Source organism: Verrucosispora sp. ts21 (assembly GCF_002879555.1).
Lineage (GTDB): Bacteria > Actinomycetota > Actinomycetes > Mycobacteriales > Micromonosporaceae > Micromonospora > Micromonospora gifhornensis.
Map to the genome: position 1 here is coordinate 17502 of NZ_PNOZ01000057.1, position 23610 is coordinate 41111.

Genomic DNA, 23610 nt, shown 5'->3' on the forward strand with positions numbered 1-23610 from the left:
ACCGCCATAGATGCTCATAGAGCACCAAAGACTGCTGACATCACAGCAATTGTCAACCCCTCAGCCCGGGTTTCCCCAGGGCGTTTCTGACAAGAGCAAGGTCGTCGCGGGCGTCCTCGGCATTCTGCTGGGCAGCCTCGGCGTCGGCCGGTTCTACACCGGCCACATCAAGATCGGCGTGCTGCAGCTCGTCGTGAGTGTCTGCACCCTCGGCCTCGGTGGCCTGTGGGGCCTCATCGACGGCATCATGATCCTGGTCAACGGTGGCACCGACGCCCAGGGACGTCTGCTGCGCGACTGACCCGTGACAGCGCGCAGGGGCCGGGCGATGTTCGCCCGGCCCCTGCGCGTCGTCTGCTCCCGGCTCAGCCCGGCAGCGGGGCGTCCGCCCCGCGCAGCGCCGACCAGTCGGCGTCGCGGGCGCGGGCGGCGGCGAGCAGCCCGGCCACACAGGACGCATTGGTGATCTCGCCGGCCAGCACCATGCCGACCGCCTCGTCCAGGTCGATTCGGACGATCTGCAGGTCGGCCTCCTCGTCGTGCCGGTCGTGGCGCTGCTCCGCAGGCACGTCGGCCAGATCGCGGGCCAGGAAGACCCGGACCAGTTCGTCGGTGAAGCCCGGCGAGCTGTGCAGGTCGACCAGGACGTCGAGACGGCCGGCGGTCAGGTCGACCTCCTCGGCCAACTCCCGTGCCGCGGTGACCGCCGGGTCCTCGCCGGCCACGTCGGTCAGCCCCGCCGGCAACTCCCACAACCGTCGGCCGACCGGCTGGCGGTACTGCCGGATCAACACCACCTGACCGGCGTCGTCGAGCGCCACCACCGCCACCGCGCCGACGTGCCGGACCAGGTCACGGGTGGCGGTGCCACCACCGGGCATGGTGACTTCCTCGGAGACCACCTCGAAGATGCGCCCGGAGTAGCGCACCTGGCGGGAGCGCACCTCGTAGCGGTGCTCGACCGCGCTCACGACGCGGACGTCGCCGGTGCGGCGGTGCCGTTGCGGGTGACCCGCTCGGCGGCGTCCAGGTCGACCGGAAGCTGGTCGGCCTGTGAGTACGCCACGGCGGCCTGCACGAACGCGGCGAACAGCGGATGCGGCCGGGTCGGGCGGCTCTTGAGTTCCGGGTGCGCCTGGGTGGCCACGAAGAACGGGTGCAGCTCGCGGTCCAGTTCGACGAACTCGACAAGCCGCCCGTCCGGCGAGGTGCCGGAGATGTGCAGCCCCGCCTTGGTCAGCTGGTCACGGTAGGCGTTGTTCACCTCGTAGCGGTGCCGGTGCCGTTCGCTGATCTCGGTGCTGCCGTACGCCTCGGCGACGATCGACCCCTCGGCCAGCTTCGCCGGGTACGCGCCCAGCCGCATGGTGCCGCCCAGGTCGCCCTTGCCGGCGACGATGTCCTCCTGGTCGGCCATGGTGGCGATGACCGGGTGCACGGCCTCGGCGTCGAACTCCACCGAGTTGGCCCCTTCGAGTCCGGCCAGGTGTCGGGCCACCTCGATGGTCATGCACTGCAGGCCGAGGCAGAGACCGAGCAGCGGGATGCCGTTCTCCCGGGCGTACCGGGCGGTGCCGATCTTGCCTTCGATGCCGCGTACCCCGAAGCCACCGGGGATGACGATGCCGTCGACACCGGCCAGGGCGGCTGCTGCGCCCGTCGGGGTGACGCAGTCGTCGCTGGGCACCCAGCGCAGCTGCACCCGGGCCCGGTTGCCGAATCCGGCGGCCCGGATCGCCTCGCTGACCGACAGGTACGCGTCCGGCAGGTCCACGTACTTGCCGACCAGGGCGACGGTGATGGTGCGCTGCGGCTGGTGCACCCGCTCCAGCAGGTCGTCCCAGCCGTCCCAGTCCACGTCGCGGAAGGAGAGGCCGAGCCGACGCACCACGTACGCGTCGAGGCCTTCGCGGTGCAGCACCTTGGGGATGTCGTAGATGCTCGGCGCGTCCGGGGCGGCGATGACCGCCTCGGCGTCGACGTCGCAGTACAGCGACAGCTTGTGCTTGAGCTTGTCCGGGATGTCGCGGTCGGAGCGGCAGACGATCGCGTCGGGCTGGATGCCGATGTTGCGCAGCTGCGCCACCGAGTGCTGCGTCGGCTTGGTCTTCAACTCCCCCGACGGCGCCAGGTACGGCACCAGCGACACGTGCAGGTAGAAGCAGTTGTCCCGGCCCAGGTCGTGGCGGACCTGACGGATCGCCTCCAAAAACGGCAGCGACTCGATGTCACCGACCGTGCCACCCACCTCGGTGATCACCACGTCGGGGGTACGGCCGTCGTCGTCCGGGTCACCCATCGCCAGGATCCGGGACTTGATCTCGTTGGTGATGTGCGGGATCACCTGGACGGTGTCGCCCAGGTACTCGCCGCGCCGTTCCTTGGCGATCACGTCGGAGTAGATCTGGCCGGTGGTGACGTTCGCCTTGCCGGACAGCGCCCGGTCCAGGAAACGCTCGTAGTGGCCGACGTCGAGGTCGGTCTCGGCGCCATCCTCGGTCACGAAGACCTCGCCGTGCTGGAACGGGTTCATCGTTCCGGGGTCGACGTTGAGGTAGGGGTCGAGCTTCTGCATCACCACGCGCAGTCCCCGCGCGGTCAGCAGGTTACCGAGGCTGGAGGCGGTCAGCCCCTTACCCAGCGAGGAGGCGACTCCCCCGGTGACGAAAATGTGCCTGGTCGTCCGTGCTGTTGGGGCCAAGGCCTGCTCCCGTGTCGTCCGTCGCGGTCGTGCAGACCGCCGAGCCGATCAGCGAAGTGATCACGCGATCCACGGGATTCCACGCTAACACCTTCCCGGTGCGGGCCTGGTGGCGCACCCGAGGTACGCCACATCGGCTCACCCGGTCGCCACCTCGGCCGATGACCGTACGACCCGGCCCCGGTCGCGTCGCGGCTCGTGCGACACCCCCGCGTCGCCCGCCGGGGCGGCACCAGAGCGGTCGGCGTCAGCGGGCCCGGCATCGGACGGGCCGGCGTCCTGGGGGCGATCGGTGGTGGGCCGCGTCCGGTCCGCGGCATGGTCGAGCACCCGCAGCGCGGACAGCGCCGCCATCGGCACCACCACCGCCGCGGCCGCGCCGGCCACGTCCAGGGCCACCGCGCCCAGTACGCCACCGATCCCGACCGCCACACCGGTGCCCGCCATCGCCGCACGGATCGCCGGATAGATCCCGAACAGCCGCCGCAGGCCACCCCACGGCTGCAACAGCGCGAACCACACCAACAGCGCCCCGACCAGCGCCAGCACCGTCAACGGACTGTTCACCAGGGTCTGGAAGCTCGACGCGCTGGACCGCTGCACCGTCAACCCGCCCGTACCGTCGCCCAGGGCGGCGAGGAACCGGCCCAGGCTCCCCCGCTCACCGGGCGGACGACCCAGGTCCACCACCGCGAAACCGATCATCACCGCCAGCCCGGCCATGCCCGCCCAGGCCAGCCGGGTCATGGTCAGCCAACCACCGGTACTGATCGCCGCGGCCACGCTCACCCCGGCGGTCAACGCGATCGCCCCGATCGAGTCGGCGCCCAGGTAGGGGCTGCCGACCACCACCACGGCCGCACCACCGATCAGCACCATCACCGTCGGCCGCCACTCGCGACGCACCCGCTGGGCCAACCATCCGGCGGTCAGCAACGCGGCGGCGATGAACACGCCGAGCCCGACCGTGCCGAGCCCGGCGTACCGGCCGCCCTCCAGCGCGGAGTAGCCGATGACCCCGTTGAGTTGCAGGCGCGCGCCGGTGACCACGTCCAGACCGACCGCCAGCATGGTCAACCCGGCCACCGCACCCAGCGGGCCGAGGGTGCTGCGGTAGCCCGGTGCGAGCCGCACCAGCAGCGTCGCGGCGGCGAGCAGCGCAGCCGTCAGCCCGGCGAAGGTGAGGGCCGGGTAGGTGTTGCGCCACCAGGGCACCGCCTCGGCCAGCAGCGCCGCCGGCATGGCCAGCGCGGCGGCGACGAGCAGCAGCTCCACCACCGCCACCACCCGCCGGGACACCGGCTTCGGACCGTACGGCCCGGCGTGCCGGCGGGCCCGGCGCAGCAGCGGCAGCACCGCCACCGCCAACGCCACCTGCACGCCGGCCAGCAGGATGAAGAACCCACCGGCGACCTCCCGCTGCGCGGCGGCCTCCCGGTCGGCGTCGGCGGGCTCGGCGATCGCCGCGGCCAGGTCGTCCGGCCGGCCACCGACCGACTCGGCGGGTCGACCGAGGAACGCCCGGTCCGGCATCGGACGACCCAACGCCGTCAACGCGGTCGGCGCGAGGTCGATCAGTTGCAGGTAGCCGCGACGCCCGGTGGTCGGCGAGGTCAACCAGCCGTTGTCCCACCCCGGCCCGTCAGCGACGGCCACATGCAGCCGCGACGGCTGTTCGGTGTCCGCGACCCCGGCCACGATCACCAGCGAGTTCGGTGGCCGGGCGGCCAGCACCCGGGCCAGTTGCGCGTCGGCGTCACGGGCCGCCGCCGCCCGCTCGGCCGGGTCGGTGCCGGCGACCGTGCCCAGGTCGACGATGCTGAGCACGCAGGAGCCGAGCAGCCCGGCCGGATCCTGCGGCAGGGTCGGCTCGTACCGGTCGACGCGGCCGAAGGGTCGGGCGGCGGCCACCGCCGCGCCCGGACCGACCGCCACCGAGCAGCGCACCGACTCCGACAGGGCGCCGGGCACCGTGCCCCACGGCAGCCGGTCCTGGTTGTGCACCACCACGCTCTCCTGCTCCGGCAGGTTCGCGCCGATGCGGTCCGGCTTGTCCACCCTCACCTCGGTCGGCGGGCACGTGCCGTCCCGCTGACCGCCGGTCCACCCGGCGAAGCTGCCCGCCCCCAACGTCAACCAGCCGTCCAGCGGGCAGGTGGGCCGGTAGGCCGAACGCACCGACAGTGACCCGATCGACCCTCCCCGGGCCATCTGCCACAGCGTCGGGGTGCGCTGCGGGTCGACGTCGTCCCACCGCAGCCCGGCCACCCCGACCAGCACCACGAAGTCGGCGCTGGGTCGAGGCGGCGGCGTCCGCGGCCCGGCCGCCAACGCGAAGATGCCCACCACCACCACGACCAGGGTGAGCACGATCGGAGCGACTCGTCGCAGCATCACCGACGTCCCGTCGACGAGGCGTCAGCGTCCGGTGCGGCCAGTTCGGCGTAGAGCGCAACCACCTGGGCGACGGTGTCCGTCTCGGTGGGCCACGTCGCCGCCCGCGCCGCGCCGCGCCGCCCCCACTCGGCGCGGCCGGCGTCGTCGTCGAGCAGGCCCTGTACCGCCGCGTCGACCGCGTCGACATCACCCGGTGGTATCAGCACGGCCGCGTCGCCGACCAGCTCCGGCAGGCCACCCACCGCGGTGGCCACCAGCGGTACGCCGGCACGCAACGCCTCCTGGGCGAACAACTGACGCGCCTCCCAGTCGCTGGTCACCACGGCCAGGTCCGCGGCGGCGAGCAGGTCCGCCACGTCGGTGCGGTGCCCGAGCAGGGTGATCGGCGCGCGGACGGCACTGATCCGGGCGGCCAGCGGCAGATATGCCGGCCCGCTGCCGGCGATCACCACCGCCGGGGGCGGGGTGCGCTCCCGCCATCGGGCGGCGGCGTCGATCAACACGTCGTAGCGTTTCTGCGGGTGCAACCGGCCGACCGAGAGGATCAACGGCTGGTCGGCGGCGACGGCGAACTCGGCCCGTACGGCGGCGCGCCCTCGACGCGGCGCGGGCAGCACCGGCGCGGCCACCGGCGCCAGCCGGGCGTCGGGCGCACCGAGCGCGACCGCACGGTCGACCAGGTCGGCCGAGGCGCCGAGGGTGACCCGGGCGCCCCGGGCGACGATCCGCTCGACCAGGCGGGAGATGCGTCCCCGCAGCCCACCGGCGAGCACCGCGTTGTGCCAGGTGACCACCAGCGGGGCGGACGGTCGGGCGAGCACCGCCACCAGAGCGGCGCGTAGTCCGTGCGCGTGCACGACCCGGACCTGCTCGTCGGCGAGCACCCGCCGCAGCACCGCGACCGCCCGGGCGTCGCCGGGGGCGGGGCTGGCCGGGATCTCCACCGTCGCGAACCGGGCACCGGCCGCCACGAAGTCGAACTGGTCCTGGGTCGCCGCGGGCCCGCAGACCAGCACCGGCAGCCCGGCGGCGGTCAACCCGCGGGTCAGTGCCCGCACGTGCTGTCCGACACCACCGGTGCTGGAGGCCAGCAGCAGCACCACCGTGCCCGTCCGCTCAGGCGTGCCCACCGGCTGATCACCCCTTCCCGTCGGCCTGCTCCGGGCGGTTCCCGTCCGCCTGCCTACCCCGTACGCGGGCCGGCAGCCGTCGGCGCAGCCCGGCCAGCACCGGACGCACGTCGCGTCGGTCGACCAACCAGACCACGGCGAGGAACACGACACCGACCAAGGCTCCGGACAGCATGCCCTGCCCGAGGGCCACCCACCGCGTCGGGGTGCCGTCGGCGTCCGCGAGCAGCCGCAGCAGGCCCAGCGCGGCCAGCGTCCCCGTGGTGGCGCCCAGCAGTCCCGCGCCGGCGGCCCGGGTGGCACCGGCCAGCGCCACCGGCCCGGCGGCGCGCCGCACGGCGACCAGCAGCAGCCCGCCGAGCAGCAGCATGCCCACCGAGTTGGCAAGTGCTGCGGCGAGCACCCGGTCGGCCACCGGCAGCAGCGTCGACAGCGGCAGCAGGGCCAGCGGGACGACAAGCCATCCGGCGGTGATGGCGGCGGTGGCCGAGCGGGTCGCCCCCCGGGCGTACAGGGCCCGGGAGAGCACCGCGAACAGCCCGTACCCGAGCAGCCCGGGCGCGTACCCGGCGATGGCGTCGGCGGTGGCGTCGGCGTTGAGGGGGAAGAACCGCCCGATCGGCCCGGCCGTGCCGACGAGCACGGCGGCGCCGAGGAAGCTGAGCAGCAGCACCCCGCGCAGGGTGGCCGCCAGGGTGTCACGGTAGGTCTGTTCGTCGCCGCCGGCGCAGGCCGCGGCGAGGGTGGGGTACGCGGCGGTGGCCAGCGGCACCGCCAGCACCGCCCAGGGCAGCAGGTAGAAGGTCTGGGCGAGGTTGAACACCTGCGGCGCCTCGGTGAGCCCACCGGCGACCCGGTACAGGATCACCGCGAGGGCGACCTGTTGGGCGGTGACGGTCACGACCCCGGCCACGGCCAGCCCACCGACCCGGGCCCGGGCGTCGGCGGTGAAGGTGTACCCGAGGCGGGGCCGCAGCCGCAGCCGGCGGATCGGGATCAGCAGCGACAGCGACAACACCACCACGCCGAGGGTGGTGCCCGCCGACAGGATCAGCTCCGCGCCGCGACCGGCCTGCGCCACGCTCGCCCCGGGCCCGGCGACACCGACGAAGACCAGGTACACGACGATCACGGTGAGGCTGGACAGCAGCGGCGCGATCACCGGCCAGGCGAAGCGGCGGTGCGCCTGCAGGACACCGCTGAGCACGATGCCGATGCCGTACAGCGGCAGCTGCGGCGCGAAGACCCGCAACATCCGGGCCCCGGCGGCCAGTTCCTCCGGCGACCGGTTGTCCCCCAGCAGGTTGATCAGCGGGCCGGCGCCCAGCGCCAGCAGCACCGCCAACGGCACCAGCAGGGTCACCGTCCAGGTCAGCAGGGCACCGGTGGTGGCCGCCACCGCCCGCCGGTCACCGGCGGCGACCGCACCGGCGAGCAGCGGCACGACCAGGCTGGCCAGTGCCCCACCGGCCACGATCTCGAAGATGATGTTGGGTGCGGTGTTGGCCAGCACGTACATCGCACCCAGGTCGCTGTCCTGGACCACCCAGGTGAACACGGCCGTACGCCCGAACCCGGCCACCCGGCTGAGCACGGTGAGTACGGCGATGAGCGCGGCAGCCGAGGCCACCCGGCCGGCGCCGGCGAGGGGGGCCGGTCTGGTCACGTCAGTCGGGGCGGCGGCCCAGCGCGTCGAGTTCACGTAGTCCCGGCGTACTCGCGATGACCTTCGTGAAACTGACCTTCTCGCTGGCGGCGGTGAGTCCGGCGAGCACCGTGAGCAGGGCGGCCCGACCGGCCGGGCCGGTGCGGGCGGCCAGCGCCACGCCGAGCACCGCGCCGAGGGCGTTGGCGCCGCTGTCGCCGAGCATCACGTCCTCGTCCAGGTCGGCGGGGAGCAGCCCGGCGGCGGCACCGATCGCACCGGCGGCGATCCCGCCCTGCCGGCCCGCGGTCAACGGTGTGCCGAGCAGCAGGCCAGACTTCAACGCCCGCCCGGGCCGCAGGTCCAGCAGGTTGAGCAGGTTCGCGGTCCCGGCGATCACACCCGCGCCGAGCAGCACGTCGACGCCACGGCCCAGCGGACCCTGCCGCTGCCGCCGCCGATGCCCGGCCACGCCCTGGTCGGCGGCGAGCAGCGTCGCGGCGCCGAGACCGGCCGCACCCACCCCGACGATCTTGACCAGGCCGGCGGTGACCCGGCCCTGCCGCAGCGCGGCGAGGTGCCCCGCGAAGCCCTTGTACGCCTTCTGTTCCGGCCGGGCGCCGACCACGTCGTCGTACAGGCCGACGGCACCGGCGCCGAGCCCGGCCAGCAGGGTCGCCGCGCCGGCGGGCACGCTCGCCGCCCCGCAGGCCGCCGCGCCGCTGGCACCCGCGGCGAGCGCCGGCCCGGCCGCCAGGGTGACGGTACGGCCGCGGAAGTTGGTCCGCTCAAGCCCGGCCCCGGCCGGGGAGGTGCGCACCTGACGCAGCGCGTACCGGGCGGCAGCCGCCCCGATGCCCGCCGCCAGCAGTCCCCGCACGATCGTCACGCCGCCGCCTCGCTCCGCACGCTCACACGGCCCTCCTGCCAGTCGGCGGACATCGTCGAATTCGGTGCACCAAGTGCACCGGCGCTCACTGGGGCAGTTTAGGCAGCAGCGACGCGGCGTTGTCACCCACGCCGTACTGACCGGCCTTGCGCTCGGTGAGCTGCTGCACCAGGGCCAGCGTGGTGACCAGTTGCCCCTGCACGGTGTTGGCGTTGTCGATGGTCGAGATGGTCTGCGCGAGCACGGCGTCGCCGCGGACGAAAGCCACCAGGTTGCCGTTGGCGGAGCCGTTGCCGGCCACCACGATGCCCCCGGTCCGGTCGAACTGCTCGGCGATCTTGACGACCGATTCGTCCTTCTTGGCGGAGTCCTTGTCCACGTACGGCAGCCCGCTGACCACCACCACCGCCTCGGCCGCCGTGGTGATCCGGTCGGCGGCGCTCAGATAGCTGGCGTTGCTGTACGCGGCCAGCACGGCCCGCCGGTCGGCCTCGGTGACCGGTTCCGACCCGGCCGGCTGGTCCAGCAGCACGGTGGCCAACAGGGCGCTGGAGGTCTCCACCCCGTGGCCGTTGCCGGGCAGGTTGGCCGTCGGCGCCCCGGTCGGCCGCGCCGCGGTGACCGCCAACTCCAGCAGGTTGTTGTTGTTCTCCGGGTTGATGAACTTGTCCTGCAGATCGATGCGGCCGGTGAGGTCGGCGCCCGCCAGCTGCAACATCTTGATCACGCCTTCGGCGTGGTCACGGCCGGTCGGCGTGGTCAGCACCAGCACCCGCTTGCCGGTCAGCTTGCCCGGCAGCGTGATCTGCGCCATCTCGGCGGCGAACTCCTCCTCCAGCTCCAGTTCCCGTTCCATGCTCTGGACCGTCTGGCGCATCTGCTGGTTGGCCTTGCTCAGCGCGTCGACGTGTTCCTTGAGCGAATCGGCCACCGGGCCGTTGAGCGCGGCGGTGCCGACCACCAGGCCGATCGCCAGTGCCAGGAAGACCGCGGTCAGGGAAACCACGTGGTAGCGAAAATTGATCACGCTTGCAGCCTCTTGAATCGGTCGGGGGCTAGAAGAGCTGGCCGAGCTGGAACACGAAATTGTCCCACCACTCGGAGACCACACCCAGGTACGCCTTACCAACGGTGGAGACGGCCACCGCCGATGCCATGGCCGCGACCGCCGAGAGCACCAGCAGCAGCAGGGAGGAACCGGAGATGCCCTGCCGGTAGAGCCGGCTGACGCCCTTGGCGTCGACCAGCTTCCCACCGACCTTGAGCCGGGTGAGGAACGTCGAGGCCATGCCGCCGCGGCCCTTGTCGAGGAACTCGACAAGGGTGGCGTGGGTGCCGACCGCCACGATCAGCGACGCGCCCTTCTCGTCGGCCAGCAGCATGGCCAGATCCTCGCTGGTGGCCGCGGCGGGGAAGGTCACCGCCGACACCCCCAGGCCGTTGACCCGGGGCAGGCCGGGCGCCCGCCCGTCCGGGTAGGCGTGCACGATCACCTCGGCGCCGCAGCGCAGCACGTCATCGGTGACCGAGTCCATGTCACCGATGATCATGTCGGGGGTGTAGCCCGCCTCGACCAGCGCGTCGGCGCCACCGTCGACGCCGATGAGCACCGGCTTGAACTCGCGGATGTAGGGGCGCAGCACGTCCAGGTCGGCCTTGTAGTCGTAACCCCGGACCACGATCAGGCAGTGCCGGCCCTGGACCTCGGTGACGATGTCCGGCACGCCGACACCGTCGAGCAGCAGGTCACGCTCCTGCTTGAGGTAGTCCATGGTGTTGGCGGCGAACGCCTCCAACTGCACCGACAGGCCCTCCCGGGCATCCGTCATCGCCTTGGCCACGCTCTCGGCGTCCTGCAGGCTGCCGTGCGCCACCGGGTCGTCATTCAAAAAGACGGTGTTGCCGTCGATCCGCACGGTGTCGCCCTCGCGGATCCGTTCGAAGATGCCCTCACCCAGGTCGTCGAGCAGCGGGATGCCGTTTGCGACCAGCACCTCCGGCCCGAGGTTCGGGTACCGGCCGGAGACCGACGGCTTGGCGTTGAGCACCGCACCGACACCGACCGCGACCAGCGAGTCGGCGGCGACCCGGTCCAGGTCGACATGGTCGATGACCGCGATGTCACCCGGGCGGAGCCGCCCGACCAGGCGTTTCGTCCGGCGGTCAAGGCGTGCGGTGCCGAGGATCTGTCCCGGTTCCGCGTTCCGGGCCCGGCGCAACGTGGGTAGACGCATCGTGACCATCCTGGCATGTGAGGCAGGCGAATCTGTCGCGACATGCCTGAGCAGGGCCGCCTACCCAGGGAAGCACATACCGGCGAAGGCCGGTGTGCCTCCGCTCACAATGATGGTCTCACGACCGCCTTTCCCGGGCCGCCACGGCCAGCAACTCCTCCGCGTGAGCGATACCCAGATCCGAGTCCGGCAAACCCGCCAACATCCGGGCCAGCTCCCGCGCCCGCTCGGTGTCCTCCACCACCCGCACCCCACTGGTGGTCACCGCACCACCGGTGTCCTTCGCCACCACCAGATGCCGGTCGGCGAACGCCGCCACCTGCGGCAGATGGGTCACCACCAACACCTGGTGACTACGGGCCAACCGGGCCAACCGCCGCCCGATCTCCACCGCCGCCTGACCACCGACCCCCGCGTCGACCTCGTCGAACACCAACGTGGGCGGGCCACCGGAACCGGCGAAGACGACCTCGATGGCCAACATCACCCGCGACAGCTCACCACCGGAGGCACCCCGCTGCAACGGCAACGACGGCGCACCCGGATGCGCCAGCAACCGCAACTCCACCTCGTCGCCACCGTCCGGCCCGACACCGACCTCCACCCCGTTGACCGACAACGTGGGCTCGGACCGACCCGCCGGTCGGGGCAGCACCGCCACCTCCACCCGGGCGTGCGGCATGGCCAGCCCGGCCAACTCCGCAGTGACCTGGTCGGCGAACCGGGCCGCCGCCTCCTGTCGGGACACCGACAACCGCCCGGCCAGCTCGGCCACCTCACCGGCCAGCCGCGACGCCTCCCGGTCCAACTCGTCGAGCAACTCATCCGAGGTGTCCAGCTCCGACAACCGGGCACCGGCGCGCTGCGCCCAGGCGATCACCCCGTCGACGTCGTCGGCGTACTTGCGGGTCAACGCCCGCAACGCCGCCCGACGCTCGTAGATGGCCTGCAACCGGGCCGGATCGGCATCCAGGCCGGCCAGATACGTCGACAGTTCCACCGACACGTCGGCGACCAGGGTCGCGGCCTCCTCCAGCCGCGCCGCCAACTCACCGAGAAGCGGATCCGTGCCGGCCTGCGCCTCCAACGTCCGCCGGGCGGTGCCCAGCAGCGTCGACACGTCCGGCGTGTCGTCGGTGGCCTCCAGACCACCGGCCACGCACTGGTGCGCCAGCTGCGCCGCGGCCCGCAGACCCTCGGCATGCTCCAGCCGCTGCACCTCGGCCTTCAGCTCGTCGTCCTCACCCGGCTGCGGATCGACCCGGGTGATCTCGTCGAGACCCAACCGCAGCAGATCCGACTCCTGATGACGCTCCCGCGCGTTGCGCCGCCGGTCGGCCAGGTCGTCGACCACCCGCCGCCACTGCGTGTACGCCTCCCGCGTCGCGTCCAGCAACTTCTCGTGCTCCGGGCCGGCGAACCGGTCCAACGCGGCACGCTGCTCGGCCGGACGCAACAACCGCAGCTGGTCGGACTGGCCGTGCACGGCCACCACCTGCTCGCCCACCTCACCGAGCATCGACACCGGCATGCCCCGCCCGCCCAGATGCGCCCGCGACCGCCCCTCGACGGTGACCGTACGGCTCAACAGCAGCGAACCGTCCTCGTCCGGCTCACCACCGGCGTCGCTGATGCGCGCGTGCACCGTCTCGGCGAACCGCCCGGACAGCCGCAGCCGCCCCTCCACGACCGCCCGACCAGGCTGAGCACGCACCCGCCCCGCGTCGGCCCGGCCACCGAAGAGCAGACCGAGGCCGGTCACCACCATGGTCTTACCCGCACCGGTCTCGCCGGTGATGACGTTCATCCCGCCGGTCAACGGCAGCGTGGTGTCCTCGATGACGCCCAGTCCGGTGATGCGCAGCTCTTCCAGCACAGCACCCGACAGTAGACGCGGTCCCCGACAGTTGACCAGCCGGCGCGGGCCGCGGCGCGTCCCGACGGCAGGCGTCGTACAGTTCAGCCCCATGTTGGAGGTGATCGGCCTGACCCCGGCCGAGGAGGAGCTCTACCGCTGCCTGGTGCAGCTCACCACGGCCCGCATCGACGAGCTGACCGAACGGCTGCACCGTCCCCGTACCGACATCGTCACCCACCTCGACGCCCTGCGCGCCAAAGGGCTGGTCCTGCCGGCCGGCCCCGAACCGGACGCGGCGCTGCGCCCCCTCGCGCCGGACGTCCCGCTCGGCGGGGCACTGCTGCGCCAGCAGGAGGCCCTGGAGACGGCCCGCGCCTCGGTCAACCAGCTCACCGAGGAGTACCGGGCCGCGATGCGACGACACGACGCCGCACATCTGGTGGAGGTGATCACCGGGGCGCAGGCGTTGCGCGACCGCCTGCGCGACATGCAGAACGCCGCCCGCTCCGAGGTGCTCTGGTTCTGCCGGGCCAACCCGCTGGCGATGCCCGGCCAGGACAACGTCGAAGAGTTCGACGCCCTCGCCCGCGGCGTCCGCTACCGGGCCATCTACGAACGCGAGATGCTCCTCGAACCCGCCGCGCTGCAAGACGTCGAGCAGGGCGTACGCGCCGGCGAACAGGCCCGCGTCCTCGACCGCCTGCCGGTGCGCCTGGCCATCGTGGACGCACGCACGGCCCTGTGCCCGCTGGTACCCGACCGCAGCAGCGGCGAACCGAGCGCCGCGGTGATCGGCCGCAGCCAGTTACTCGACGCGCTGCTGGCCCTCTTCGAAAGCCACTGGCAGATGGCCACCCCGCTGCGCTCCACCGCACCACCGGCCGACGTCACCGAGGGCTACCGGCCGCAGGCCGACGAGGTGCGGCTGCTGTCCCTGTTCGTGGCCGGGGTACCGGACAAATCCATCGCCTCACAGCTCGGCGTGAGCCGACGAACCGTGCAACGCCGCCTCGCCGACCTGATGGCCGTCGCCGGGGTCGACACCCGACCGGGCCTGGCCTTCCAGGCCGCCCGCCGCGGCTGGATCTGACCCCGCAGGCTGCGGGCGGGACAGCCACCCGGCCGCCCCGCCCGCAGCCGGCGCCTCAGCGCAGCCCGTACGCGTCGATCACGGTCTGCTCGACACTGTTACCGGCCCGGTCGCTGGCCTGCACCCGCAGCGACACACTGCCCCGACCGGCCGGCACCGTGGCGGTGTACCGGCCGCCGTGCGCCTTCACCGAAGCCGTACGCCAGCTCCGCCCACCGTCGAAGGACACCTCGACGCGCAGGCTGGTGCCGGTCGGCGCGGGCACCCCGGCCGGATGGCGCAGGGTCAGCCCGAGCTTGTGCGCCCGCTTGCCCGGCACCTCACCCTGCAGGTCGGCAGGAACCTGGTAGTCGACCTGCAGCAGCGGCAGCGGCGTGGGCCGGTCCCCGGCCGGGCGGGCCGAGGTGAACTGCCAGGCCGTGTCGGTGCGGGTGGCGTAACGCCACGCCGCCGACGAGCGTCGGGTGGACACGTCCAGCCGGTAGCGGGCCGAACCGGCGGTGGTGGGCACCGGTGCCCAGCCGTCGGACAGGTCCGCGATCTGCCGCCCGTCCCGGCTCAGGCGCACCTCGACGGTCGACGGCTCCTCACCGGTGTCGGCTCCAGCGAAGTGACCGTCGGCGTCGACGAACTCGGCCACCTGCAGGTCCAGCGTGTCACCGGTACGCGCAGGCACCGACTGGGCACCGGCTGGCACCGCCGGACGGACCACCGGGGCGTGCCAGGTCTCGGTCACCCGGTCGCCGGCGCCGTACCGCCGGGGCTGCTGGCTCAGGCCGTCGGCCAGCGGCCCCCACTGCATGAACATCACCTTGTGCAGCACCCGGTGCTGCCACCAGCTGTCTCCGGCGCTGACGAACTCCTGCCGGGTCGTGCCGTTGCGCACGATCCGCTGGTCGTCGTTCCAGGAGTGCGTCTGCCACGGACGCCAACTGAACCGCTGCTCGGTGGCCCACCCCGCGCCGGTGCCGCCGTAGCTCGCGGTCACCTCGGCGGTGTTCTTCGCCGTCACCGTGTGCACGATCCGCTCCGGCACCCGCCCCGTCGACACCTGCCACACGTCGTAGAGGTACGGGCTGTCCACGGTCAACGTCAGGTCCAGCGTCGTGCGGCCCTTACGCGCCGCCGCGATCAGCCGCTGCCCGTCGTCGTACGCCACCACCAGCGACGGCACCGGCAGCCGGTCGCCCTCCGGACGCCACACCGTCCAGGCGCTGAAATCCGCCGGCCGCACGATCAGCACCGCGGCGGCGCCGGCGGCCGCGGCGGCGGCGACCTGTTCCTCCTCCGATAGGCGCGGGTCGGCGGTGAGCAGCGCGGCCGCACCCCGCACCCGGGTCAACTCGGCGGGCGTGCCGGTGCCGGCGAAGACCAGCGGCAGCTTCCGCCGGCCGGTCGGCGCCGGCGACATACCCATCAGGTTGATGTCCGACGAGCCGGACACCCCGCTGATCTTCGCCTCCACCATCGGCGCGACGAGCTGCCAACGGGAGGCGAACTCGAACTGACCCGTACGCACCGGCCGGGTCGGTGTGACGTTGACCTGCTGCACGGTGCTGAACGCCATCGCCCCGTGGTCGATCTGCCGGCCGTTGCCCAACACCCGGTGCACGTAGTAACTGAGCGACGCCCGCTGCTCGGTCGGCTTCGGCGTCTCGATCCGCACCGGGACACCCTTACGCGCGTCCAGCACCACGCTCATGTCCCGGTCGACGGTCAGCTCCGGCTCGATGACGGAGGTCAGCTGCTCGTCCAGGGGCGCGCCATGCTCGACCATCGCGGTCAGCAGGTACGTGCCCTCCTCGACCAGCAGCGTGTCCGTCCCCGCCCACGGGCCCCAGTAGTCCGACTCGGGCTGCTCACCGAAGACCGTCAGTCCCGGTGACAGGGCCGGCTGACCCTGCCTGTCCAGCACGGTGACGGTGAGCTTGCGCTGCGGACGGGCGACGGTGAAGGCGACCGCCGTACGGGCCACCACCCCGTTCGCGCCGGTCGCCACCAGCCAGCCCCCGTGCGGCCCGGGGGCCAGCTTCGCCGGGTCCACCCGCAGCGACACCGGCACACTGCCACCCGCCGGCACGCTCACCTGACCCGCCGCGACGTCGACCCCACCGGTCACGGCCTTCCCGCTGTCCAGGTGCCGCAGGTCCAGGGCGAGCCGCAGGGTCTGCGCCGCGTCCGTGCCGTTGGTGTACGTGACGCGCCGCTCGACCGCACCGCCACCGATGGCCACCCGACCGACGTCGGCGGTGGCCGAGGCGTACACCCGCTGGCCGAGCGCCCGGGCCACGTCGACGCGGCCACCACCCTGTTCGAAGACCGTCAACCGCGGATTCGCCGTCGTGGTACTGACCAGCGCATCCTTCAGCTTCCCGGCGTTCCAGCCGGGGTGCTGCTGAGCGAGGATCGCCGCCGCACCGGCCACGTGCGGAGCGGCCATCGAGGTGCCGGAGGCGGTCGTGTACGCCTCACCCACCGGCGTACCCATACCGGTGCCGGCGGACCGGGCCGCGACGATACCGACGCCCGGCGCGGTGATCTCCGGCTTCAGACCGTTGTCACCGACGCGCGGCCCGCGGCTGGAGAACCACGCCAACTCGTCGGCGCGGTCCACCGCCCCGACGGTGAGCGCCGCCGTGGCCGCGCCCGGCGAGCCGACGGTACGCGCCTCGCCCGCGTTGCCGGCAGCGACCACGAACAGCGCCCCGGTCTGCGCGCTCAGGTCGTTGAGCGCCTGACTCGTCGGGTCGGTGCCGTCGGTGGCCTCGCCACCGAGACTCATGTTGATCACCTTCGCGCCGGAGTGGGCGGCCCACTCCATGCCCTCGATGACGTCCGAGTCGTAGCCGGAGCCGTTGTCGTCGAGGACCTTGCCGACCAGCAGCCGTGCGCCCGGGGCGACACCCTTGCGCAGACCGTCCGACGCGGCACCGCTGCCGGCGACGATCCCGGCGACGTGCGTGCCGTGACCGTGACCGTCGTGGGCGCTGCCGCTGCGGGAGAAGTCCCGCGCCTGCACGATCCGACCGGCCAGGTCCGGGTGGGTGGCGTCGATGCCGGTGTCCAGCACGGCCACGGTGACACCGCTGCCGTCGCGGCCGGCCGCCCAGGCCGTGGGCGCGCCGATCTGCGGCACACTGTGCTCCAGGGCGGGACGCACCCGCCCGTCCAGCCAGACGCCGGCGATGCCGGCACCCAGTGCCGGGGCGGCATCGCCCTGACGGGCCGCCGGTGTGCCCGCCAACTGCTTCCACAGGCCACCGACATCGTCCTTGTCGACCCGCACGGCAGCACCGTTGATGCTCGCCAACGGGCGCGCCTCGGCGACGGCGGCCAGCGGCCGCACCCGACCGGACGCCGGCTCCTGGTAGCGCACGATCAACGGCAGGACACCCTGCGCGTCGTCGCCGTAGCCCTCCTCGACCAACTCCTGCACGTCGAACAGGTCGGCGTCGAGCACGCCACTGGAGACGTACGGCAGGACGTCGCTGGGCATCACCCGCAGCCCGCCGTCCACCTGCAGGGTCTGGAAGATGACCCGTTCCCGGCCGGGGCCGGGACGGACGGTCGCGGCGACCCGACCGGGCGCCGCCGGCACGAGGTCGACCTGGTCACCGGTGATGAGGGTGATCCGGACGGGTCCGGTACCGGGGGCGGTCAGCCCGGGCACCGGGCCGGTGGGGTGAGCGGGCGGGTCGGCGGACACGGGTGTGGCGAGTCCGACGGCCAACGCGCCGACCGCGCCGGCGATCAGCCAGCGTGGGGGCCTGTGCATGCGATGCGCTCCTCTGCTCCGGGGGCCCGATCCATCGAAGATCGATTGCTCGGAGTCTGCGACGCGCCGCATCGCACGGTCACTAGTCGCGGCACGCCGCACCGGCGACATGTCGCCAGGTGGACACCGGACGGACCGCCGGACGGCGGACAGGTGTCCGGCAGGTTACCGCCGGGGCCTCACGAAGCGGGAGCGGTCAGCGACGCGAGCCCCGCCAGCCCTGCACCGGCAGGTCGAACTTGGCCACCAGCCGATCGGTGAACGGCCGATCCCGCAGCCGCACGACCCGCACCGGCAGCGCACCCCGCCGCACGGTGATCCGCGCCCCCGGCGGCACGTCGTAGACGCGCCGACCGTCGCAGGACAACACCGCAAGCGTGGTGTACGGATCAACAGTGATCGAGATGGTCGACGTGGGTGCGGTGACCAGTGGACGACTGAACAGCGCATGCGCACTGATCGGCACCAGCAGCAACGCCTCCACCTCCGGCCAGACCACCGGCCCGCCACCGGAGAACGCGTACGCGGTGGACCCGGTCGGGGTGGCGCAGACCACGCCGTCGCAGCCGTACCGCGACAACGGCCGCCCATCCACATCGACCATCAGCTCCAGCATCTGGGACCGCTCGCCCTTCTCGACACTGATCTCGTTCAACGCCCAGGACTCGATGGTCGGCCCGCCGTCGAACTCGGCCGTGACGTCGACGGTCAGCCGCTCGTCGACTGTGTAACTGCGGGAGACCACGTCACTTACCGCACTGTCCAGGTCATCGATCTCCGCCTCGGCCAGGAAACCGACCTTGCCGAGGTTGATACCCAGCAACGGCACCTTCGCCGGCCGGGCCAGCTCCGCCGCACGCAGGAACGTGCCGTCGCCACCGAGCGCGAAAACGATCTCCGCGCCATCGGCGGCCTGCGGACCGCTGACCGGAATGACCTTGGGCAGGTCCAGATCCTCGGCCTCCTCGGCGACCACCCGCACCTCGAAACCGGCGGCGATCAGGTCGCAGGCCACCGCCCGGGCATGCTCGGTGCTGCGGCGACGACCGGTGTGAGTGACCAGCAGAGCGGTCCGGCTCACCGGCCCCACCCTCCGGTCACGGCACCAACCCGCCGACCGGCGAGCGGCCGGTACGGGTGTGCCGTTCGACGCCCACTGTTCGCGCTCACCCTGCGACCTCCTCCGTCGCCGCGCCCGGCACCTCCCCGGACATCGTCGGGCCCTGCGGCCCGGCGGCGACCACCGCCCGGACCCGTTGCGGATCGGCCGGCGGCGCGCCCCGGCGTAACCATACGAAGAACTCGACATTGCCGCTCGGCCCGGGCAGCGGGCTGGCCGCCACGTCCACCAGACCCAACTGGTGCCCGGCAGCCGCTGCCGCGACATCGAGCACCGCCTCGGCCCGAAGCGCCGGATCCCGCACCACCCCGCCCGCGCCGACCCGCTCCTTGCCCACCTCGAACTGCGGCTTGACCATCAGCACGAGGTCCCCGTCGGTGCAGCCCGCCAGCGCCGGCAGCACCAGCCGCAGCGAGATGAACGACAGATCGGCGACGGTCAGCTCGACGGGACCACCGATCACGTCGGTGGTGAGCGTCCGCACGTTGGTGCGCTCGAAGACCCGTACCCGCTCGTCGTTGCGCAGCGACCAGGCGAGCTGCCCGTAGCCGACGTCGACCGCCACCACCTCGGCCGCACCGGCGCGCAGCAGCACATCGGTGAAGCCCCCGGTGGACGCGCCGGCGTCGAGGCAGCGTCGACCGGCCACCGTCAACCCGCCGGGAGTGAACGCGGCGAGCGCCCCGGCCAGTTTGTGGCCGCCCCGGGACACGTACTCCGAGGTGGGGTCGTCACCGGTGACCAGCAGCGGATCGGCCGGATCGACCATGGCGGCGGCCTTGTGAGCCCGCACCCCCCGCAACTGGACCCGACCGGCCTCCACCAGAGCGGCTGCCTGCTCCCGCGAACGGGCCAGGCCACGGCGGACGAGTTCGGCGTCCAACCGGTTTCGACGTGCCATTGACCGACGGTCTCCTCAGGCCTGATCGATGGTGGCCAGCGTTTCCCGCAACGTCTGGTACGCGGCCTCGTACTGCGCGATCTGGTCGGCCGGGGCCAGGGCCGCGGCATTGGCCATCGCCTGGACCGCGGCCTGCACCGCCGGGTGCTCGACGTCGTCGGTGTCCTCCGCGCTGAAGCGACGCGGCGGCGGACCCGGACGTGGCCCCGGCAGCGGCCCCGGCAGCGGCCCCGGCGCACTCATGCCGCGCCGTCCGTGTCCGCTCGACGCGCCGAGCCGGACCCACCAGCTGCCTTCTTGGCCACCGTCTTCTTCGCGACCGTCTTCTTCGCCACGACCTTCGTCGCCGGCCGCTTGGCCACCGCCGCGTCCCCGGCTTCCTCGCCGGAACTCACGCCCGGCTTCGTCGCCACCGCCTTCTTGGCCACCGCCTTCTTCGCGACCGCCTTCTTCGCCACGGTCTGCTTGGCCAGGGCCTTGCTGGGCGGAGCCGCCGCAGCGGTCGCAGGCGTACCCACCGACGCACCGTCGCCGGACGACGCCGGACCGCCCGCCCCGCCGGCCGTCCGCAGCCGGCGCTCCAACTCCCGCACCCGGCGCTCCAACTCGGCCACCTCGTCGGCGCTGGCCAACCCCACTGCACCGAGCGCCCGCTCGACCTCGAAACGCACCAGCTTGGTCAGCGACTCCCGGTTCGCCGCTCCGGTCGCACGGAGTTCGTCGGCGAGGGCCTGGAGCTGAGCGGCGGTCGCGCCGGTCGAGCCCATCGCCCGACGCACCGCGTCCTGCGCCTTCTTCCGAGGCGCCTCCGTCAAGCCCATGGCCAGTTCGAGGTAGGCGCGCCACGCGTCCTGCATGCCTGATTCCTTCCACCCGGCGGGTCTGCAGGTGTCACGCTACCGGGCCACCCGGACCACCCCGTGCGGTACGGTGCCCGGGGGATGACGTGGTGTGGTGAGGAGGCGATGGTGGCCACGGTGGACGAGTGCCGGCAGGCGTTGCAGGATCTGGCCGCCCGGCTGGAGAGCAACGCGCAGACCGTCCGTGAGCGGGTCGACCTGGATCGCACCCTGGCCTGCCGGATCACCGACCTGGAGACCGCCTTCCACGGCCGGATCAGCGACGGACGGCTGATCGACCTCGCCGACGGCGACGACCCCAAAGCCAAGATCGCCTTGAGTACGACAAGCGACGACCTGGTCGCTCTGGTCCGCGGCGAACTCGACGTCACCCGCGCGGTGGCCAACCGCCGGGTGTCGATCAAGGCGAACCCGTTCGACCTGATGAAGCTCCGCAAGCTGCTCTGAGCGCGGTCAGGAGGTCAGGCCGAGAGCATCCAACGCCTGCGCCGCCTCCGCCGACGCCGCCCGGGGTACACCGGTCGGCCGATGCCACCAGGCCACCGCGCAGAGCGCCGCAAGCGCGTCCAGGGGACGCCCGGCACCGGCCAACTCCCAGCCGTCGGCGCCGGTGACCACGTGCCAGCCGCCGACGTCACCCGCCGGCGCCGGCACCCGCACCACCTCCGCCGGGTCGAAGAGCCCGGCCAGATTCCACCCGACGTACGTGGGACGCCGGTCCGACGGCGCAGCAAGCAACTCCGGCACGTCACTGACACCGGTCAGCACCAGCAGACTGTCCAGCCCGGCCCGGTTGGCGCCCTCGATGTCGGTGTCCAGCCGGTCACCGACCACCAGGGTCCGCCCCTCACCGGCGCGACGCGCGGCGGTGGCGAACAACTCCGGTGCGGGCTTGCCCACCACCTCGTCCGGCTCCCGCCCGAGCGCCGTGGCCAACGCGGCCACCAACGCACCGTTGCCGGGCAGCGGTCCCCGACCGCTGGGCAGCGTCCGGTCGGTGTTCGTCGCGATCCAGGACGCACCCTGCCGCACAGCTACCGCCGCCTCGGCCAGGTCAGCCCAACCCACCTGCGGACCGTAGCCCTGAATCACCGCCACCGGCGAGTCCTCGGCCCGCGACACCGGCTTCAACCCGACCGCAGCGACCTCGGAACGCAGCGCCTCCGCACCGACCACCAGCACGGGCGCCCCGGCGGGCAGCCGCTCACCCAGCAGTTGGGCGGCAGCCCCGGCGCTGGTCAGCACCTCGTCCGGCCGGGCCTGCACACCCATTCCGGTGAGCAGGTCGGCGACGTCGGCCGCGCGACGCGACGCGTTGTTCGTCGCGTACGCCACGGCCCGACCCTCGTCGTGCAACCGCGCGACGGCCTCGACCGCGCCGGGGATCGGCCGGTCGATCAGATAGATCACGCCGTCCAGGTCGAAGACGACCAAGGCGTAGCCGTCGACCAGCCGCTCCCCGCCACCGCTCATCGCCGCTGCGTCTCCGACTCCGGCGAGCCACTCTCCTCGGACCGGTCCGCACCGTCGACCGGCGTAACCGTCGGCGGCACCACCGCGTCGTCGTCCCGCTCCTCGTCCGCAGCCTCCCCGGCCACGTCCTCGACCGCGTCGCCCTCGACGACCGCGACGACCGGGCTGTTCTCCACCGCGCTGTCCTCGACCGCGTCGTCCGCGTTCACAGCGTCACCGGGCTCGCCTTCGATGGCGACGGCGACGGTCACGTCCTCGGTCGCGCCGTCCTCGTCGTCGTCGTCCTCGTCGTCGTCGTCCGCGTCGTCGTCCTCGTCGTCGTCACCGGCGCGTTCGGCGAACGCGACAGCGGCCCCGGACACGTCGGTGTCCGGCTGGGCCTCGACGGCTCCGGGCGCGCCCGGGCCGGCGACCAGTTCCTCGGCCGCCTCGTCCTCTTCGTCGCCCTCGATGAGCACGCCGTCGAGTTCGAGCAGCCGCTCGGCCGCGTCGGTCTCGGCGTCGGCGTCGACCTCCGCCGCACGGGAGAACCACTCCCGGGCCTCCGCGCGCCGTCCGACGGCCAGCAGAGCATCGGCGTACGCGTACCGCAGTCGCGCCGTCCACGGCTCCGCCGTCTCGGACGTCAGCTCGCGTACCTGGAGCATGGCCACGGCCGCGTCCCGCTGTCCGAGGTCACCTCGGGCACCAGCGGCCACGATCAGCAGTTCGATCGCGACGGCCCGGTCGAGCTTCTCCTGGTCGGCGCCACGGAACAGGTCGATCGCCCGCTCGGGGCGGCCCAGGGCCCGCTCACAGTCGGCGATGACCGCCAGGTGACTCTGCAGACCACTCATCCGGTGGTACGTCCGCAGCTCCGCGATCGCCGTCTGCCACTCGCCAGCGTGGTACGCGGCCAGCCCGACGGCCTCCCGGACCGCGGAGATCCGCGATGCCAGGCGACGCGCGGCCAGGGCATGCGCCAGCGCCAGCTCCGGGTCCTCGTCGATCAGCTGCCCGGTCGCCACGAGGTGACGCGCTACCGTCTCCGCGACCGGCTTGGCGATCGAGAGCAACTCGGCGCGAACGTCCTTGTCGAGGTCGGTCGCGAGGATCTCGTCGGGCAGCGTCGGAGCCGCCGTGCCGTCGGCCTGCTCCGCTCCGTCCCGCCGAGCACGCGCGTCGTCGCCGCGCCCTCTGTCATCGCGGAAGCCGCCCTCACGGCGGTCACCGCCACGGAACCCGCCCTCACGACGGTCACCATCACGGAAGCCACCTTCGCGGCGGTCGCCGCCACGGAAGCCACCTTCACGGCGGTCACCGCCCTGGAAGCCACCGGAGCGCTCGCCGCCGTCACGGCGGAACCCGCCCTGACGACGGTCGCCGCCGTCACGGAACCCGCCGGAACGCTCGCCGCTGTCGCGCCGGAAGCCGCCTTCACGACGGTCGCCGCCGTCACGGAACCCGCCGGAACGCTCGCCGCTGTCGCGCCGGAAGCCGCCTTCACGGCGGTCGCCGCCCTGGAAGCCACCGGAGCGCTCGCCGCCCTCGCGGCGGA

18 protein-coding genes and 2 pseudogenes are annotated in these 23610 nt (G+C 73.0%); 4 read left to right on the plus strand and 16 right to left on the minus strand.

Going from position 1 to position 23610, the window contains the following annotated elements:
* The first annotated feature begins 10 nt into the window (after window positions 1-10).
* Complete coding sequence (locus C1A38_RS22260; RefSeq protein WP_102659697.1) at window positions 11-301, plus strand: TM2 domain-containing protein; 291 nt, start codon at window positions 11-13, stop codon at window positions 299-301.
* Window positions 302-365: 64 nt separating this feature from the next.
* On the opposite strand, the gene C1A38_RS22265 is transcribed toward C1A38_RS22260, so the two are convergent.
* The 9 genes from C1A38_RS22265 to recN all read right to left on the minus strand — a co-directional run bounded on the left by C1A38_RS22265 (window position 366) and on the right by recN (window position 12872).
* Entirely contained in the window at window positions 366-971 is a 606-nt protein-coding gene (locus C1A38_RS22265; RefSeq protein WP_102659698.1) for an NUDIX domain-containing protein, read from the minus strand.
* Window positions 968-2701, minus strand: coding sequence for a CTP synthase (gene pyrG / locus C1A38_RS22270; protein WP_043720374.1), 1734 nt, complete (start codon window positions 2699-2701; stop codon window positions 968-970). The genes C1A38_RS22265 and pyrG overlap by 4 nt, the downstream gene beginning before the upstream one ends.
* Window positions 2702-2839: 138 nt before the next feature.
* Entirely contained in the window at window positions 2840-5095 is a 2256-nt protein-coding gene (locus tag C1A38_RS22275) for a hypothetical protein (RefSeq protein WP_102659699.1), read from the minus strand.
* Complete coding sequence (locus C1A38_RS22280) at window positions 5095-6228, minus strand: glycosyltransferase family 4 protein (RefSeq protein WP_102659700.1); 1134 nt, start codon at window positions 6226-6228, stop codon at window positions 5095-5097. Before C1A38_RS22280 ends, C1A38_RS22275 begins: the two co-directional genes overlap by 1 nt.
* Before the next feature lie 7 nt (window positions 6229-6235).
* Window positions 6236-7894: a murein biosynthesis integral membrane protein MurJ gene (gene murJ, locus C1A38_RS22285; RefSeq protein WP_102659714.1), complete on the minus strand. Its 1659-nt coding sequence runs from the start codon at window positions 7892-7894 to the stop codon at window positions 6236-6238.
* A gap of 1 nt (window position 7895) precedes the next feature.
* Window positions 7896-8753 carry a hypothetical protein gene (locus tag C1A38_RS22290; protein WP_102659701.1) on the minus strand — a complete coding sequence of 286 codons (858 nt, stop codon included), beginning with the start codon at window positions 8751-8753 and terminating at the stop codon, window positions 7896-7898.
* 94 nt (window positions 8754-8847) lie between these two features.
* Window positions 8848-9789, minus strand: coding sequence for a copper transporter (locus tag C1A38_RS22295; RefSeq protein WP_102659702.1), 942 nt, complete (start codon window positions 9787-9789; stop codon window positions 8848-8850).
* Between the two features lie 28 nt (window positions 9790-9817).
* Window positions 9818-10996: a putative cytokinetic ring protein SteA gene (gene steA, locus C1A38_RS22300; protein ID WP_102659715.1), complete on the minus strand. Its 1179-nt coding sequence runs from the start codon at window positions 10994-10996 to the stop codon at window positions 9818-9820.
* A 118-nt stretch (window positions 10997-11114) separates the two neighbouring features.
* A complete protein-coding gene (gene recN, locus C1A38_RS22305; protein WP_102659703.1) occupies window positions 11115-12872 on the minus strand; it encodes a DNA repair protein RecN in 1758 nt (585 codons plus the stop codon).
* A 91-nt stretch (window positions 12873-12963) separates the two neighbouring features.
* Between recN and C1A38_RS22310 the strand changes: the two genes are divergently transcribed.
* Window positions 12964-13944 (plus strand): helix-turn-helix domain-containing protein, encoded by a 981-nt coding sequence (locus C1A38_RS22310; protein WP_102659704.1) that lies wholly within the window; start codon window positions 12964-12966, stop codon window positions 13942-13944.
* A 55-nt stretch (window positions 13945-13999) separates the two neighbouring features.
* Here the strand turns inward: C1A38_RS22310 and C1A38_RS22315 are convergent, their stop codons facing one another.
* The 5 genes from C1A38_RS22315 to C1A38_RS22335 form a co-directional block, all read right to left on the minus strand.
* On the minus strand, window positions 14000-17719 hold the full coding sequence (locus tag C1A38_RS22315; protein ID WP_102659705.1) for a S8 family serine peptidase: 3720 nt from the start codon (window positions 17717-17719) through the stop codon (window positions 14000-14002).
* A gap of 196 nt (window positions 17720-17915) precedes the next feature.
* Complete coding sequence (locus C1A38_RS22320; protein ID WP_102659706.1) at window positions 17916-18800, minus strand: NAD kinase; 885 nt, start codon at window positions 18798-18800, stop codon at window positions 17916-17918.
* Between the two features lie 85 nt (window positions 18801-18885).
* Window positions 18886-19740: a TlyA family RNA methyltransferase gene (locus C1A38_RS22325; RefSeq protein WP_102659707.1), complete on the minus strand. Its 855-nt coding sequence runs from the start codon at window positions 19738-19740 to the stop codon at window positions 18886-18888.
* 15 nt (window positions 19741-19755) lie between these two features.
* Window positions 19756-19983 (minus strand): hypothetical protein, encoded by a 228-nt coding sequence (locus tag C1A38_RS22330; RefSeq protein ID WP_102659708.1) that lies wholly within the window; start codon window positions 19981-19983, stop codon window positions 19756-19758.
* Window positions 19980-20597 carry a hypothetical protein gene (locus tag C1A38_RS22335; RefSeq protein WP_102659709.1) on the minus strand — a complete coding sequence of 206 codons (618 nt, stop codon included), beginning with the start codon at window positions 20595-20597 and terminating at the stop codon, window positions 19980-19982. The genes C1A38_RS22330 and C1A38_RS22335 overlap by 4 nt, the downstream gene beginning before the upstream one ends.
* 111 nt (window positions 20598-20708) lie before the next feature.
* Here C1A38_RS22335 and C1A38_RS22340 point away from each other — a divergent pair, with 111 nt between their 5' ends.
* Entirely contained in the window at window positions 20709-21047 is a 339-nt protein-coding gene (locus C1A38_RS22340; RefSeq protein WP_043723725.1) for an SCP2 sterol-binding domain-containing protein, read from the plus strand.
* 6 nt (window positions 21048-21053) lie between these two features.
* Here the strand turns inward: C1A38_RS22340 and C1A38_RS22345 are convergent, their stop codons facing one another.
* Both C1A38_RS22345 and C1A38_RS22350 read right to left on the minus strand, forming a co-directional pair.
* Window positions 21054-22073, minus strand: a complete 1020-nt coding sequence (locus tag C1A38_RS22345; protein WP_102659710.1) for an HAD-IIA family hydrolase — start codon at window positions 22071-22073, stop codon at window positions 21054-21056.
* A 191-nt stretch (window positions 22074-22264) separates the two neighbouring features.
* Window positions 22265-23128, minus strand: a pseudogene (locus tag C1A38_RS22350) (Replicase polyprotein 1ab); the annotation flags it as partial.
* On the opposite strand from C1A38_RS22350, the pseudogene C1A38_RS31450 reads away from it, so the two are divergent.
* Window positions 23030-23610, plus strand: a pseudogene (locus C1A38_RS31450) (hypothetical protein); the annotation flags it as partial. The pseudogenes C1A38_RS22350 and C1A38_RS31450 sit on opposite strands and share 99 nt — an antisense overlap.